This window comes from Paraburkholderia sp. 22098, assembly GCF_052045935.1.
Classification (GTDB): Bacteria; Pseudomonadota; Gammaproteobacteria; order Burkholderiales; family Burkholderiaceae; genus Paraburkholderia; species Paraburkholderia caledonica.
This window is the reverse complement of the sequence record NZ_JBQEPV010000020.1, coordinates 66,577-81,790: the sequence shown is the minus strand read 5'-3', so window position 1 is coordinate 81,790 and position 15,214 is coordinate 66,577. Positions and strand designations below refer to the sequence as shown.

General features: G+C 63.8%; 15 protein-coding genes. 10 read left to right on the top strand and 5 right to left on the bottom strand.

Going from position 1 to position 15,214, the window contains the following annotated elements; genetic code table 11:
• Positions 1-7: 7 nt before the first annotated feature.
• The 5 genes from ACTJLB_RS29850 to ACTJLB_RS29830 all read left to right on the top strand — a co-directional run bounded on the left by ACTJLB_RS29850 (position 8) and on the right by ACTJLB_RS29830 (position 4,852).
• On the top strand, positions 8-1,759 hold the full coding sequence (locus ACTJLB_RS29850) for an ABC transporter ATP-binding protein/permease (protein ID WP_204523705.1): 1,752 nt from the start codon (positions 8-10) through the stop codon (positions 1,757-1,759).
• Positions 1,756-2,616: an SDR family NAD(P)-dependent oxidoreductase gene (locus tag ACTJLB_RS29845; protein WP_440785371.1), complete on the top strand. Its 861-nt coding sequence runs from the start codon at positions 1,756-1,758 to the stop codon at positions 2,614-2,616. The genes ACTJLB_RS29850 and ACTJLB_RS29845 overlap by 4 nt, the downstream gene beginning before the upstream one ends.
• A 209-nt stretch (positions 2,617-2,825) precedes the next feature.
• Complete coding sequence (locus ACTJLB_RS29840; RefSeq protein ID WP_440785370.1) at positions 2,826-3,287, top strand: hypothetical protein; 462 nt, start codon at positions 2,826-2,828, stop codon at positions 3,285-3,287.
• Positions 3,288-3,372: 85 nt separating this feature from the next.
• Entirely contained in the window at positions 3,373-4,020 is a 648-nt protein-coding gene (locus ACTJLB_RS29835) for a hypothetical protein (RefSeq protein WP_214884516.1), read from the top strand.
• 88 nt (positions 4,021-4,108) lie between these two features.
• Positions 4,109-4,852 (top strand): response regulator, encoded by a 744-nt coding sequence (locus ACTJLB_RS29830; protein ID WP_020070623.1) that lies wholly within the window; start codon positions 4,109-4,111, stop codon positions 4,850-4,852.
• 102 nt (positions 4,853-4,954) lie between these two features.
• On the opposite strand, the gene ACTJLB_RS29825 is transcribed toward ACTJLB_RS29830, so the two are convergent.
• The 3 genes from ACTJLB_RS29825 to ACTJLB_RS29815 form a co-directional block, all read right to left on the bottom strand.
• Positions 4,955-5,623, bottom strand: coding sequence for a flagellar basal body L-ring protein FlgH (locus tag ACTJLB_RS29825; protein WP_440785369.1), 669 nt, complete (start codon positions 5,621-5,623; stop codon positions 4,955-4,957).
• A gap of 66 nt (positions 5,624-5,689) precedes the next feature.
• Positions 5,690-6,427 (bottom strand): hypothetical protein, encoded by a 738-nt coding sequence (locus ACTJLB_RS29820; protein ID WP_440785368.1) that lies wholly within the window; start codon positions 6,425-6,427, stop codon positions 5,690-5,692.
• A gap of 3 nt (positions 6,428-6,430) precedes the next feature.
• Positions 6,431-6,628, bottom strand: coding sequence for a DUF6726 family protein (locus ACTJLB_RS29815; protein WP_440785367.1), 198 nt, complete (start codon positions 6,626-6,628; stop codon positions 6,431-6,433).
• Positions 6,629-7,293: 665 nt separating this feature from the next.
• Between ACTJLB_RS29815 and ACTJLB_RS29810 the strand changes: the two genes are divergently transcribed.
• Genes ACTJLB_RS29810 through ACTJLB_RS29800 form a run of 3 tightly spaced genes read left to right on the top strand, consistent with a single transcriptional unit; the run spans position 7,294 to position 9,568 of the window.
• Positions 7,294-8,034 (top strand): response regulator, encoded by a 741-nt coding sequence (locus ACTJLB_RS29810; RefSeq protein WP_020070618.1) that lies wholly within the window; start codon positions 7,294-7,296, stop codon positions 8,032-8,034.
• Positions 8,031-9,356 (top strand): ATP-binding protein, encoded by a 1,326-nt coding sequence (locus ACTJLB_RS29805; RefSeq protein WP_310071753.1) that lies wholly within the window; start codon positions 8,031-8,033, stop codon positions 9,354-9,356. The genes ACTJLB_RS29810 and ACTJLB_RS29805 overlap by 4 nt, the downstream gene beginning before the upstream one ends.
• A 20-nt stretch (positions 9,357-9,376) precedes the next feature.
• A complete protein-coding gene (locus ACTJLB_RS29800; RefSeq protein WP_440785366.1) occupies positions 9,377-9,568 on the top strand; it encodes a hypothetical protein in 192 nt (63 codons plus the stop codon).
• Between the two features lie 15 nt (positions 9,569-9,583).
• Here ACTJLB_RS29800 and ACTJLB_RS29795 read toward each other — a convergent pair whose 3' ends face one another.
• Positions 9,584-10,528: a tyrosine-protein phosphatase gene (locus ACTJLB_RS29795; RefSeq protein WP_440785365.1), complete on the bottom strand. Its 945-nt coding sequence runs from the start codon at positions 10,526-10,528 to the stop codon at positions 9,584-9,586.
• A gap of 360 nt (positions 10,529-10,888) precedes the next feature.
• Between ACTJLB_RS29795 and ACTJLB_RS29790 the strand changes: the two genes are divergently transcribed.
• Positions 10,889-12,148, top strand: coding sequence for an MFS transporter (locus ACTJLB_RS29790; protein WP_440785364.1), 1,260 nt, complete (start codon positions 10,889-10,891; stop codon positions 12,146-12,148).
• Positions 12,149-12,191: 43 nt separating this feature from the next.
• The gene (locus ACTJLB_RS29785) at positions 12,192-13,502 is read left to right on the top strand and encodes a D-amino acid dehydrogenase (protein ID WP_440785363.1); all 1,311 of its coding nucleotides are present in this window, start codon (positions 12,192-12,194) and stop codon (positions 13,500-13,502) included.
• 154 nt (positions 13,503-13,656) lie between these two features.
• Here the strand turns inward: ACTJLB_RS29785 and ACTJLB_RS29780 are convergent, their stop codons facing one another.
• A complete protein-coding gene (locus tag ACTJLB_RS29780) occupies positions 13,657-15,126 on the bottom strand; it encodes a glutamate synthase subunit beta (protein WP_088176480.1) in 1,470 nt (489 codons plus the stop codon).
• Positions 15,127-15,214 lie beyond the last annotated feature (88 nt).

The following is a 15,214-nucleotide window of genomic DNA, read 5'->3' as shown; positions in this document are numbered from 1 at the left end:
GACGCTCATGACAACGAATACATCCGCCAGCCCCGCGCTGCCCCCAGACGAGAAAGTCTCCGCCTGGAGCCTGATCAAGCCCTACTGGGTGTCGGAAGAACGCAAGACGGCGTGGGCGTTGCTTCTCGCGATCATCGTGATGAATCTGCTGGTCGTGTGGATCAACGTCCGGCTCAACCGCTGGAGCGCCGACTTCTACAACGCGCTGCAAACCAAGAATGTGCGCGACTTCCCACATTTGCTGATGGTGTTTTCGGGCCTCGCGTTCGGCTACATCATTCTCGCGGTCTACGGGCGTTACATGCGGCAGATGCTCGGGTTCCGCTGGCGTCAGTGGCTCACCACGCGCTATCTGAACGAGTGGCTGCACGACAGCGCGTTCTACCGGATCGAGCGCGACCGTCTTGCCGACAACCCCGACCAGCGGATCAGCGACGACCTTCAGTCGTTCGCCACCACCACGCTGTCGCTCACGCTCGATCTGCTGTCCACGGTCGTCACGCTGGTGTCGTTCATCACGATCCTGTGGTCGCTCGCCGGAGCGCTGACCATCACGCTCGGCGGCGTTCCGCTGCACATCCCCGGCTATATGGTCTGGGCGGCCGCGCTTTACGCGGTGGTCGGATCGCTCGTGATCCAGAAAGTCGGCCACCCGCTGGTGCCGATCAACTATCAGGCACAGAAAGTCGAAGCGGATTTCCGTTTCGGCCTGATCCGTCTGCGCGAAAACGCGGAGCAGATCGCGTTCTACAACGGCATGGACACGGAGAAGAAAAACGCGCATTCGCTGTTCGGCCGGATTCGCGACAACTGGTGGCAGGTCATGAAGTACACGAAGCGATTGACCTTCGTGCTGAGCTTCTATGGCCAGATCGCAATTATTTTCCCGCTCGTCGTGGCTGCGCCGCGTTACTTCGCGGGCGCCTTCACGTTCGGCGTGCTGATGCAGATTTCGAGCGCGTTCGGCACCGTCAGCGATTCGTTCTCGTGGTTCATCAACAGTTACTCGACACTCGTCGAGTGGCGCGCCACCGTGAACCGGTTGCGCGAATTCAAGCGGGTCGTGCATGCGCCGCGTCTGAAGGAATCGGTGTCGCCGGCCACCGCGCACGGCGGCATCAACCTGCATTTCGTCGACGCCGACTCGCTCACCACCGACCGCCTGAAGCTCGCGCTGCCCAACGGCACTCCGCTGTCGCGCATCCGCGATATCGCGATCGAACCCGGCTCACGGTGGCTCGTGCGCGGCCCATCCGGCTCGGGCAAAAGCACGTTGATGCGCGCGCTCGCCGGCCTCTGGCCGTTCGGCGACGGCTCGATAGACGCGCCGGTCAACGCGCGGATGATGTTCATCCCGCAGGTCAGCTACATGCCGATCGGCACGCTGAAGGCTGCGCTCACCTATCCGTCGGCAGCCGACACATATACCGACGAAGAATGCCGCGAGGCGCTCGTCACCTGCCATCTGTCGCAGTACGCGGACCGTTTGCAGGAATCGGGGCACTGGACGCGCATGTTGTCGCCGGGCGAGCAACAGCGCCTTGCCGCGGCACGCGTGCTGCTGCACAAGCCAGACTACCTGTTCCTCGATGAAGCGACGAGCGCGCTCGACGCCGAAAACGAAGCGCGGCTGTATCGCCTCTTCACCGAGCGCCTGCCGAAGGCGGCGATTGTCAGCGTCGCGCACCGCGAATCGCTTGCTGCGTTCCATGACGAGACGCTCGAAGTCGAGCGTGCCAGCGAAGCGGTCGCCGCATGAATTCCGGCAGCGGTGCGACGAGCGGCAGCAACGCGGCTTTCGAGCGCGTCGTACTGATCACGGGCGCGGGGTCGGGCATCGGGGCCGCGCTGGCCCGGCGGCTCTCGGCCCTGCGGATGGCCGCGCAAGAGACAAGCACCGCGTCGACGACCCCGCTCGCGATCGACGCTCCACACATTGCGCTGATGCTACATGCACGCGGCGCGGATGACGAATCGCGTCAGCGTCTCACGCAAGTTGCCGCCGAGTGCAGCGCGAATGGCGCGGCCTGCGCCACCGTCTTCGGCGACCTCGCCGAGCGAGGCGCAGCCGAACATGTGGTGCATCAAACGCTCGCAACTTTTGGCGCGCTCGATCAACTGGTCGCCAACGCAGGCCACGCGCAGCGCCAAACGTTGCAGGCACTCGACCCCGATACGCTGGGCGCGACCTTCGCAGCGATGCCCGCCGCGTTCGCAGCGCTTGTGAAACGCGCCACGCCGGCACTCGAAACGTCGAGGCGCGGACGCGTGGTCGCGCTCAGTTCATTTGTCGCACACCGTTATCGCGCCGACGCGCCGTTTGCCGCCACGGCGGCCGCCAAGGCGGCGCTGGAATCGCTCGCGAAAACCGCCGCCGCTGAACTCGCGCCGCATGGCGTGACCGTGAATTGCGTCGCGCCAGGCTATACGCGCAAGGATCGCGGGCCGAGCCCCGATAACGCCGCGGTGTGGACGCACGCGGCCGAGTCGACGCCGCTTGGCCACATCGCCGAGCCGGCCGACGTCGCGGCGCTGATTGCGTTCCTGCTTTCCGACGAAGCGCGTCACATCACCGGCCAGGTGATTCACGTCGACGGCGGTTTGACGCTGGGTTGAACCACCGGGCTGAGTCACCGACGCCACCGACGCAATCATCGCGCGGGCCGCACAAACGGCAAGATCCGGAAACACGAAAAAACAGTTCGAAAGCATTTGCGAAGCGGGCGAGCTTTTCCGCCCTTTGAAAAGAGCCGACAACAGCGACGATAGTCGTGCGAGCCGTCCCCGCGGCCCGCAGTCATTCACTGCTAACGGACTCTTCGCTCATGTCACTCTATCGCCGCTCTCCTCATTTCACTCATCGCCTCGCGCTTGCTCTCGGCACGGCCATGCTGCTCGCGAGCGCCGCGCAAGCAGCACAAACCACGCCGCCGAACGAGCCGGCTGACGTGTGCCCTGCGCTCAAGCACATCGTCGAGGCGTCCGACTTCAAGCAGTTGCATACGCAACCGGCCGCACAACTGCCGGGCGTCGCAAGTGCGGAAGATTGCCGCTCCAACGCGCACGCTTACGACTGCCACTGGCGCGCGCACTGGCAGGCCGACGGAGTGGTCAACGATCCGCTCGAAGAAATCGGCGCGGACATCGCCGCCTGCTTTCCGAACGTCGTGCACGACGTCAATACGCCGACACGCCAACACTTCGTCGTCACGACCGCCGAGCGACGCGTCAACGTGACGGCGAGCGTGCAAGGGCAGAACGAATTGCGTCTGCGCGTCACGCGCTAGGCGTCGGGACCATGCGCGTCTTCCTGCGTCTCGCGCAGACGGTCGATCTCTGTTGTTTGTGCTCATCGCCACCTGGCTCTGCTTCATGACCTTCCTGCCTGGCACACGCGCTCACGCTAACGCCTTCACGCGAGCCCCTCGTGCGGCCTGGGTCAGGTTGCGGCGGCCGAGCGCAAAGCTCGTCGCCTGTACCACGCTGACAGTGGGACTGAACGGCTGCGCATGGACGCTGATCCAGGCAGCCGACGCCACCGGCTCCGTGATCCAGGCCGGCTATGCGATTGCCGCCAACTATTCGTCGCCGACCTTCGTGAACGGCCGTCCCGCCGATGTGCGACATGTCTGCATCGAAGTGAATCAGACGGTGTCGGTGGGCGACTTCGTGCCGGCGCTGCAACTCGCGCTGGACCGGCGCGGCATTCGTTCTGATGTCTACAATCCCGGCACTTCGCCCGCCGGTTGCGAGGCGCGCCTCGTCTACAACGCCGCGATCGACTACGGCCGCCGTTCGTTCAGCGACGAGTCGATCCAGTACCTGTCGATCATCGATTTGACGCTCGTGCAGAGCGGCCGCGTCCTCGTCACCGCGCGCTATCAGACGGGCGGCCTGAACACCGACCGTTTCTCTTCGGCGTCGACCAAGCTCAATGGCCTCATCGACAAGATGGTCGTCGATCAGACCGACTTCAGCCGCCAGACGCTGCAAACAGTTCAGACCTCGCAGGTGAATTGAACCGCGCTCATTGTTTGTCTTACTCAGGAAAGGTTTGGAAAGCATCAACCGCTTTGCTGCGCTCGCGCCGATCACTAAGATGATCTGAATGAACCAATCCATTCTGGTCGTCGACGACGACCCCGTCGTACGTGAGCTCGTCAGCCAGTATCTGGAAGGGCGCGGCTTCAAGGTCGCCACGCTCGAGCATGGCATGGCACTGCAGCGCAAGCTTCAGGACGAGCGCCCGGCGCTGATCGTGCTCGACATCATGATGCCCGAGCTCGACGGCATCAGCGCACTGCGCGCGTTGCGCGTCGCGGGCGACGATATTCCCGTGATCCTTCTCACTGCTCGCGCGGATCCGATCGACCGCGTGATCGGTCTCGAACTCGGCGCGGACGATTACCTCGGCAAGCCGTTCGAACCGAGTGAACTGGTGGCGCGCATTCGCACGGTGCTGCGGCGTCGCGGTTCGGTTGCGCCGAGCGCACCGGAACAGCGCGCGCCGTATCGCTTCGGCCGCTTCGAAGTCAACTTCCCGGCGCGCGAACTGCGCCTCGACGGCGAGCGCATCACGCTGCGTTCGAGCGAATTTGCGATGCTGAAAGTGTTCGTCACGCACGCGATGACAGTGCTCACGCGCGCGCAGTTGCTCGAAAAACTGCACGGCAATAGCGAGGCGCATCGCAACCGCAGTCTCGATGTGTCGATCTGGCGCTTGCGTCGTCTGATCGAAGTCGATCCGTCAGAGCCGCGCTATGTGCAAACGGTGTGGGGGCGCGGCTACGTGTTCGTCCCGGACGGCGAGATCGGCGCGGCTGAGCGCGGCCCAACTGCGCTTTCACAGTAAGCGTCGCAAGCGCCGCAGCGACACAAGATTGGACTCAAGCACGGCGCAGACATAACCGAAAGGCGGCGCGGACAAAACGCGCCGCGTTGCGCCGCGGCCGCTTCAAAAAGTCAGCACGCTAAGAAACATTCGCTGCAGCCAACCCATGGTGGTCGCATCGGAGAGCATCCCCACGCCCGCCTGTTCGATACGTGCATTTGCGACCTTGCTCGAAGCCACGTAGTTACCTGCTTCGATATCCTTAGGATTGATGACGCCCGACAGACGCAGGCGGTCACGGTTGCCGCTCATCGAAATGATTTTTTCACCGGACACGACCAGGTTGCCCGTGGGCATCGTGCCGATCACCGTGACGGCGAGCGTCCCGGTCATGCCGCTCGCGTCGGTCAGGCTACCCTGCCCTTTGAACTCGGTGCTTGCGGAGCCGACGTTAAAGAGCCTTGCGAGACGGGCGGCGGCTCCGGTCGAATGATCGGCGGCATCCGCAGTGATGCTGCTTGCACGGCTGGCCGCCGCCGTCGAACTATTGTTGCCGCTATATGACTCCGACAGGCGGATCGTGAGCACGTCGCCGATGTGCTGCGCGCGCGGCGTCTCGTACAGCACCATCAGCGTGCCGGCCTGGTAGATCGCGCCCTGTGTGTTGACGTTCAGCGGCGCGGACACGAGCGGCGGCGCCATCGGCGTTTCGACGATCGACTTCTGTCCGCCGGCGCAAGCCGATAGAACCACCACCGCGCACATCGCCGCGGAAAAACGAAGCTTAGGCATTGTTTTACTCCCTGGCCTGATCGGCCTCATCTTCGAGTGGATTGGCTGCCAAGGGCGCATGGCGCCTCAACCGGCTTCCGCATCGCTTGCCTGCCACTGCCGCACGACCGCCTTGACCCACGCGTCGGAACCCTTCAGCAGGTATGTCAGCGTGCCGTTGCGAGTGCCGGGCAAAAAACACAACGTGATCGAACTCACCGCGTTTTCCCATACGTAGACCGGCAGCGCGCCTGGCGCCGACACGTTCTGCGTCGCGTGACGCGGCGGGCCGCAGCGCTCCGCCAGCGCCTCGCGCAAGTCCTCGGCGGTGACTTCGTCGATCACGAACGAGATTTCGTACAGACGCAGTGCGCTTTGCTCTTCGCTTCTGTTTTCGCTTCGTCCCCCGATACGCGCGAAGCGCAGCACGTGCTCGGACGCCGGCGCGCCATCGACCACCGCTTGCGACAGCGCCCAACCGTTGTCGTCGCGATGTGCCCAGCGGCACGCGACTGTCAAACTCTCGTGCGACTTCAGCCGCATGCCGAGCACGCCCGCCTGCACATCCGTCTCGCAGACCGGCACGCTGCCGATCGGCGTCGCGCGCACCTTCGAGCCCGCGCGGAATTCGTCGAGCGTGATGCCAAGCGCAATGCCGCGGAAAGCGAACGGCGTGTCCTGCGCGCGCCGCCGCGCATCGGCCAAAGCGTCCTTCGACGCGGGAGCCGCCGCGCTCGCTTCGCGCGCCGCCGGTTGCGCCGGCACGGTCAGCGAAAACGTGCTGCAAACGAGCGCCAACGCGCAGGCAATCCGTTGGGGAGTCATGATTCAGTCGATCGCGGATGAACACATGTCGAACGGGCTGGCCGCCGCATGGCCGACGACCGGGATGATTTTCAGCGTGGCTGAAGTGAGCCGGCAGGGCAGCGCGGCAACGGCGCAGCCGCCGAGCGGCAACAGCACCGCGCCGAGCGCGAGCCACACAGCGGCGCGGGTGAAACACGCAGGGATTCTCGGGGTCGACACGCGGGCCTCGGCAGATCAGGCCGTCGTATTGACGTGGTGACCGACGAGGCCCGCGGGCGCCGGAGGCTGCGGCTGCGTTGCGGAAGCCGTGGTTTGCGCCGCGCCGCCGGTACTTGCGGAATTGCCTGCAGACGCGGGCTTTTCCGTCGTTTTGGTGGGCGCGACTGCAGAGAAGTGGGTGGAACTGAGGTTGCCTGGAACGGTCATGATGAGCCTCGCATGGTTTGGCGGAATGTCGGTCTCGCGCCGTCTCTGCCGGACAGGGCCGTTAAGCTCTTGCGGCGTGTGGCGCTACGTATTGCAGGACGAATCTTCGCGCCGCCGGGGCCCTGGCGATGCACGAAGAAAGACGCGCTTTCCGGCGGTTCTTACGACCGGTTTCGAACGATTGCCACTACTTCCCGGCGTGCGCAAACTGTTTCCGGAAAGCGGCCTGCGGCATGAGAACGCCGATCGACGCAACGCGCGACGTTGGCGACCGCGTGCTCATCGCGGCTGCCGGCCGCGTTGCCAACTGCGTTGCCAAATATGGCAGTGGTGAAATATGCTGTGAGCCTTGGGTGACGGGACTTACGCGCCAACGCGCCGATTTTGCGCAGCGCCGGGTAAGCATTGGTAAGAAAACAGTCGGCCGCGCGTTGCGCGCGTCAGTCTAGAATTTCGCCATGAATCCACAGGTCCTTATCGTCGACGACGATCCGGTCGTACGCGATCTGCTTTGCAAGTTCTTGCAGTCGAACGGCTTCGACGCGTCGGTGCTGCATGACGGCACCCATCTCCAGCGCAGGCTCGAGCGCGAACGGCCATCGGTCGTCGTGCTCGACATCATGATGCCGAACACCGACGGCCTACGCGCGCTCACCGCGTTGCGCGCCGCCGGTGACGACATTCCGGTGATCTTCGTCACGGCGCGCGGCACGGTGGCGGACCGCATAGTCGGGCTCTCGCTCGGGGCAGACGACTACCTGACCAAGCCGTTCGATCCGCGTGAACTGCTCGCGCGCATCCACACCGTTCTGCGCCGCCGCGGCCCTTCAACCACCAGTGCACCCGAAGCGCGCAAACCGTATAAGTTCGGTCCGTTCGAACTGGACTTCGCCACGCGCTCGCTGTCGCGTGCGGACTCGAAGCTCCCGTTGCGCGACAGTGAGTTCGCGCTGCTGAAGATCTTCGTGAACAATCCCTATAAGGTGTTGTCGCGCGTGCTGATTCACGACCTCGTGCATCGCGACAATCTCGCATTCCGCGACCGCAGTCTCGACGTGCCGATCTGGCGGCTGCGCCGCGTGATCGAGGACGATCCGTCCAATCCGTGCTATGTGCAAACAGTGCGCGGCAAGGGTTACGTCTTCGTGCCCGACGCAGACGGCACACCGTTCTCCGACGAGGCCGCCTCGAACGCATGAGAAACCCGCTGAACACGCTGTTCGGCAGAATGGCGTTGCTTTCGACGGCGGTGCTCTTCGCGATTCAGGCCGGCTGGTTCGTTCTCGTGGTGATGCAGCCGCCGCGTCATGAAGTCGACGGCTTTGCGCGCGGCCTCGTGCTGGTGCTGCAGGCGATCAACGGTGAGCCGATCAAGGGCGCCGCCCTCGCGCCCGCCATGCGCGTGCATCTCGTTCCGACCTGGAACATGCCGCCGAGCATCCATCTTCACGAACCGACGGAACGTCTCGTCGCCGACCTGGCGCGGCGCCTGCGTGACGATCTCCCGCCCGGCACGAAGATCGCCGTCGACGACCTGCGTCCGCCGCAACTGTGGGTGTTGTTTCCCGGCAAGTCGAACTGGGTGGTGCTACCCGTTGACCTTCCGCCGCCGCCGCGCTTTCTGATCGAATCCGTTTCGATGCTGGCCGCCGCGCTCATCCTGTCGCTCTTCGCGGTCTGGCAGATGCAGCGGCCGCTGTCGCGCGTCGCCGATGCCGCGCGTGAGTTCGGTTCGGGCGTGCGGCCACAACCCGTCACAGTGCAAGGTCCGCGCGAACTGCGCGATCTGATCGGCTCGTTCAACGACATGATGCGGCGCCTGAACGAAGCCGGCGACGATCAGGCCGTCATGCTCGCCGGTGTCGCGCACGACCTGAAAGCGCCGCTCACGCGCCTGAAGTTACGCGCGAGCGTGCTGGTAGAGGAAAGCGAACGTGCGGGCTTGATACGCGATGTCGACTCGCTGACGAACATCGTCCAGCAGTTTCTCGAATTTGCCGGCCAATCAGCCGACGCGGGGCCTGCAGTAGAGGTCGACGAGTTCCTGCGCGAACAGTTTTCCGCGAGCGACGGCTTCGCCGAACACACGGACAGCGGCGACGGCATGGACAGCACTTCCAGCGCCGGGGAGACGCCGCTCTTCGCGCTCCATCTGCGCGCCGGCCCGTCGTTTACGCTGCCGCGCACGCTGCTTGACCGGCTCGTGACGAACCTCGTCGATAACGCTTTGGAACATGGCGCGCCGCCCGTCGACATCGCCACCGAACGCGGCGACGGATATTGGCTCATTCGAGTGCGCGACCATGGCGCGGGCATTCCTGACGAGCGCATTGCCGCGGCGATGAAACCGTTCGTGCGGCTCGACGCCGCGCGCGGCGGCGAAGGCCATTGCGGCCTCGGCCTTGCAATCGTCGCGCGGCTTGCGCACGACCGCGGCGGACGTTGCCATGTACGCAATCACGCGCAAGGCGGTTTGGAGGTATGTATCGAACTGCCGGCGGCGTCTGCTGCGACCGTATAAGGCGCAGGCTTTTGCTGCGAATGAGCGCCGCGACCGATCCGCTTACGTCACCTTACCGGATCGTCTATCGCGTGGCCGGCGGCCGTATAGTCGGCCCCGGCAACCTCGATGCCGCCCTTCTCAGTCCGCCCGCTTGTTCGGGGCGGATTTTTTTTGCTCACGGTTTGATGCATGCGTTTTATGCGCGTATTTTGTCCGGCCCCAGCGAATGACTTTCCCTGCGCTCTTCAGGCGACAAGCCGGCCGCGCAAACTCTCGATAGCCGACTCCGACACGCCAAGGCCTTCGGTCAGGTAGCGCGTCATCGTGCCGTAGCTTGCCTGCACCTGATCGAAGCCCGCCTGCAGATAGCTTTCCTGAACGCCGAGCAAGGGCTCCTGGATCGCGGCGAGCGCGTCGCCGTCCTGCGCACGCAAAGTCTCTTTCTGCGACCTGATCGCCTGTGCGCGATAGACGTTGCTCAGCAGGTAGTCCTGCATGATGACGTCGAGCGGCACGTTAGCAATGCTCTGCAACAACGCGGCAACCCAACCCGCGCGATCCTTACCGGCGTTCGAATGGAACAGCTGCGCGCCCGCGCCATCGCCCAGCTGACGGAGCAGCGCGCCGTAGTTCGCCCGCTGCGCGGCGCCGGTTACATAGGCGCGAGCCTCGGACTCCATGAACGCGGCCGCGCCGCCCGCAGAATTGAAGGCGGGCGTGATGAAGTCGCGCGTGCCAAGTACATTCAACGTCTGCGATACGGTGGCACGCGGCAGGATATCTGCCGTCCGCTCGATCTCGCCTGGCGTGCGCAAATCGAAGATGCTGGCAATGCCGAGACTTTCGATTTCGGTCTGGTCGGCCACGCTGAGCGCGAGCACGTTCGCGCGAAAGAACACGCCTCGGCGCATCGTTTTGCCGTCGACAGTTGGATAGCCTGCGGCGGCGCCCGCGACATCGCGGAAATTGTCGACCGAGGCCAGTCGCGGCGTCTCGCCCTGTTCAGTATCCAGGTTGCCGCCGCCGCACGCGGAGAGCAGCGAAGCGCCGATACCGGACGCCAGCAGCACGCATGCGGAACCCTTCAGGAACGTCCGGCGCGACCCGCTCGCGGCAAGTTGGCGCGCGGGCACGGCCACGTGCGCAAAGTGGCGGCGAGGCTCCGGGCAGATTTTCGCGGTGGCGGGCATTAGGCGATCAGATGTGGCAGGCGCGAGTGTGAGCAAACAATGTGCAGCCGATGCGCTGCGTGCGCAGTGTAACGGTGTTCATTATCTTTTTGGTTACGGCGTATTAGTTCGTAAGCAACGGCTTTCGCGAGCTTTCGCCGTCTTGCATGCGTCGGCTGGTATGCCGTCCGGCGCGCCCTCGCCGGATCCGTTTCCTTCGCATCTCGTCTGTTGTCCGCTGCTTACCCGTTGTTGCCATGATTGCTGCGATGTCCGCTGCCAATTTTGACCACAACTGGCCGCATGTTGCCTCGTCCCCGTAGAATAGAAACACCTCCCACGAGCCGCCGGCACACAAAAAACCAGGAGAACACAACAAACATGCCTTCTCTCCAATGGTTCACCGAACTGACGCAGCGGGAACGCCGCACCCTGTACGCCGGTTTCGGCGGCTATGCGGTCGATGCGTTCGATTTCATGATCTACTCGTTCCTCATTCCGACGCTGATCGCGACTTGGGGCATGACCAAAAGCGAAGCGGGCATGATCGCCACGAGTTCGCTCATCTCGTCGGCGTTGGGCGGCTGGCTCGCCGGCATTCTGGCCGACCGGTACGGCCGCATCCGCGTGCTTCAATGGACGATCGCCACCTTCGCGTTATTCACGTTTCTGTCGGGCTTCACGCATTCGTTCGGGCAGTTGCTCGCCACACGCACCCTGCAAGGAATCGGCTTCGGCGGTGAATGGTCGGTCGTGACGATCATGATGGCCGAGACGATCCGCTCGCCGCAGCATCGCGCGAAAGCCGTGGGCACCGTGCAAAGCAGCTGGTCGTTCGGCTGGGCAGCGGCGGCCATCGTCTACTGGGCATTTTTTGCGTTGCTGCCCGAACAGTATGCGTGGCGTGCGTGCTTCTGGATCGGTCTGCTGCCCGCCGCCTGGATCATCTACATTCGCCGCAACGTCAGCGACCCCGACATCTATCTGCAGACGCGCCGTGCACGTGAGAGCGGCTTCGAAACTGCGCATTTCCTGCAGATTTTCTCGGGGCCGCACTTGCGCATCACACTGCTTGGCAGCGCGTTGTGCACCGGCATGCTCGGCGGTTACTACGCGATCACCACGTGGCTGCCCACCTATCTGAAGACCGTGCGTCATCTGTCCGTGTTCAACACGAGCGGCTATCTGATCGTGCTGATCGTCGGCTCATTCACCGGTTATATCGTGGGCGCGATCTTGTGCGACAAGATTGGACGCCGCGCGTCCTTCATTCTGTTCGCGATCGGCTCGTTCGTGCTCGGCATGGTCTATACGATGTTGCCGATCACCGACGGCATGATGCTTGCGCTCGGATTTCCACTCGGCATCGTCGTGCAAGGGATTTTCGCGGGTGTGGGCGCCTATTTGTCGGAGCTATATCCCAATGCGATTCGCGGCTCCGGGCAAGGCTTCTGCTACAACCTTGGGCGCGGCTTCGGCTCGTTCTTTCCGATTCTCGTCGGCACACTTTCGCAGGGCATGTCTCTGGTGAAGGCAATGGGCATTGTCGCCGGTGCGGGTTATCTGCTCGTGATCGTCGCCGCGTTGTGCCTGCCAGAAACCAAGGGCAAGGTGCTCGGCACGGCCAGTCCTGCCGCCTGACTTTGTCGCTGATTTCTGGCGCTGATTCCTGCCCACTAAGCACATGAAAACGATTGTTCTGGGAGGCGGCGTGATCGGCGTCGCGACCGCTTTCTACCTGCGCCAGCAAGGCTGCGAGGTCACGGTGATCGAGCGGGAGCCGGACGTCGCGCTCGCCACGAGCTTCGGTAACGCGGGTGTGATCGCGCCCGGCTACGTGACGCCGTGGGCCGCGCCGGGCATGCCGACGAAGATCCTCAAGTACCTGTTCAAGCCAGCGTCGCCGCTGATCTTCCGTCCCACCCTCGACCCGGCTCAGTGGCGCTGGATCGCGCGCTGGTTGCGCGAATGCGACCTCGAACGCTTTCGCGTCAACAAGCAGCGGATGCAGCGCATCGCCTATTACAGCCGGGACTGCCTGCACGAATTCCGCAGCCGTCATCCGTTTGATTACGGGCGCAGCCAAGGGTATCTGCAACTGTTTCGCAGCGAGTACGACGTCGAACTCGCGCAACCGGCGCTGGCTGTGCTGCGCGACGCGGGCATCGCATATCGGGAAGTGAACCCCGCGCAATGCGTCGATATCGAGCCGGGTTTGCGCTGGGCTCGCGCGGCTCCGGTGTCGGGCATTCATCTTCCCGACGACGAAGCCGGCGACTGCGCCCGCTTCACGCGCGAATTACGAGCTATCTGCGAGCGCCACGGCGTGCAGTTTCGCTTCGACACGCGCGTGACATCGATCGACGTGCACGGCGGTGCGGTGCGTGGTGTGCGTGTGGAAAGTGAAGCCGGTGGACGACCGGACGGTGCAAACGGCGCAAACGGTGCAACTGGCGCCGCTGAAATCGTACAGGCCGATAACGTCGTGGTGGCGCTGGGCGTCGACAGTGCGGCGCTGCTTGCACCGCTCGGCGTTAAGGTGCCGCTCTATCCGGTGAAGGGATATTCCGCAACGCTACCCGTGATCGATGATGAGAAAGCCCCACGGGCCGCGCTCATGGACGAGTCGCTCAAGACAGCCATCACGCGCTTTGGCAACAACCTGCGGGTGGCGGGCACGGCCGAGTTGGGCAACCGGCAGACCACGCTGCGCGAGCAGGCGCTACAAACGCTGATGAAAGTGCTGGATGACTGGTTTCCGCATGCCGCCGCGCCGACATCCGCACACTTCTGGGTGGGTCGCCGCCCAATGACGCCCGACGGCGCGCCATTGCTCGGACCTTCGGGCATCGACAATTTGTGGCTCAACCTCGGGCACGGCTCGACGGGCTGGGCGATGTCGATGGGCTCGGCGCGGGTGGTCGCCGATCTCATCACGCAGCGCAAGCCGGAGATCGATCTCGACGGGCTCACGTTGGCGCGTTATGGGAAGTGACACGGCGAGCTGAATCACAAGCAGCACATATGAAAAAACCGGGTCACTCTGTCGGGCGCCCGGCTCTCTTTTTACCGCTTTGATGTGCCTTCTAACGTGCCGCTTCGTGCACCGCTTAACGGACGACGCCGTTGCGGCAAACCAGCGGCGACGTTTAGCGCGGCAGGTCCGAATGCCCCATCAGGAAAGCGTCGACCGAACGTGCGCACTGACGGCCTTCGCGAATCGCCCACACGACGAGCGACTGGCCGCGGCGCATATCGCCGGCAGTGAACACCTTGTCCACCGAAGTGTAGTACGCCTTGTCACCTTCGGTGGTGGCCCGCACGTTGCCGCGCGCGTCCTTGTCGACGCCGAAGGCTTCCAGCACAGGCGACACCGGTTGCGTGAAGCCCATGGCGAGCAGCACGAGGTCGGCCTTCATTTCGAACTCGGAGCCCGGCACTTCGACCATCTTGCCGTCCTTCCATTCGACGCGCGCCGCAATCAACTTCTCGACCTTGCCGTTCTTGCCTTCGAGGCGCTTGGTCGCGACAGCCCAATCGCGCGAACAGCCTTCCTCATGCGACGACGACGTGCGCAGCTTGATCGGCCAGTACGGCCACACGAGCGGCTTGTTCTCTTCTTCCGGCGGTTGGGGCAGCAGTTCGAACTGCGTGACGCTCTTCGCGCCGTGACGGTTCGACGTGCCCACGCAGTCCGAACCGGTATCGCCGCCGCCGATCACGACGACGTGCTTGCCCTTGGCGAGCAACTGGTTCGGGACTTTGTCGCCGGCATTGACCTTGTTCTGCTGCGGCAGGAATTCCATTGCGTAATGGATGCCTTCCAGTTCGCGGCCCGGCACCGGCAGATCGCGCGGCGTTTCCGAACCGCCGGCTACCACGACCGCGTCGAAGTCTTCCTTCAACTGGTCCGGCGTGATGGTTTCCTTTGCGGTGTTGCCGATGTAGGCCGGCAGCGAATCGGCCTTACCGATGAACACGTTGGCGCGGAACGTCACGCCTTCGGCTTCCATCTGGCGCATACGGCGATCGATCAGCCACTTCTCCAGCTTGAAGTCGGGAATTCCGTAACGCAGCAGACCGCCAATGCGGTCGTTCTTTTCGAACACCGTGACATCGTGACCGGCGCGCGCGAGTTGCTGAGCGACCGCCAGACCGGCAGGACCGGAACCGACCACGGCAACCTTCTTGCCGGTCTTGTGCTTCGGCGGCAGCGGCGCGACCCAGCCTTCGGCCCATGCCTTGTCGATGATCGCGTGTTCGATCGACTTGATGCCGACCGGATCGTCGTTAATGCCGAGCGTGCACGCCGCTTCGCACGGCGCCGGGCAGATGCGGCCCGTGAACTCCGGGAAGTTGTTCGTGGAGTGCAACACCTCGATCGCCGTCTTCCAGTCCTGTTGGAACACCAGGTCGTTGAAGTCCGGGATGATGTTGTTCACCGGGCAGCCGTTGTTGCAGAACGGAATGCCGCAGTCCATGCAACGTGCGCCTTGAACCTTCGCTTCGTCGTCGGTGAGTGCGGCGACGAATTCCTTGTAGTGCTTCACGCGTGTGAGCGGAGCTTCATACGCCTCGTGGCGGCGCTCGAACTCGAGAAAACCGGTTGCCTTGCCCATGTGGTTCTCTTCTCTATCTGTATCTAGGGGGTGATCTGAACCCGCCGCAGCGCGCCGTTGAACGGTCGCGCGCGGCAGGTACGGCTAA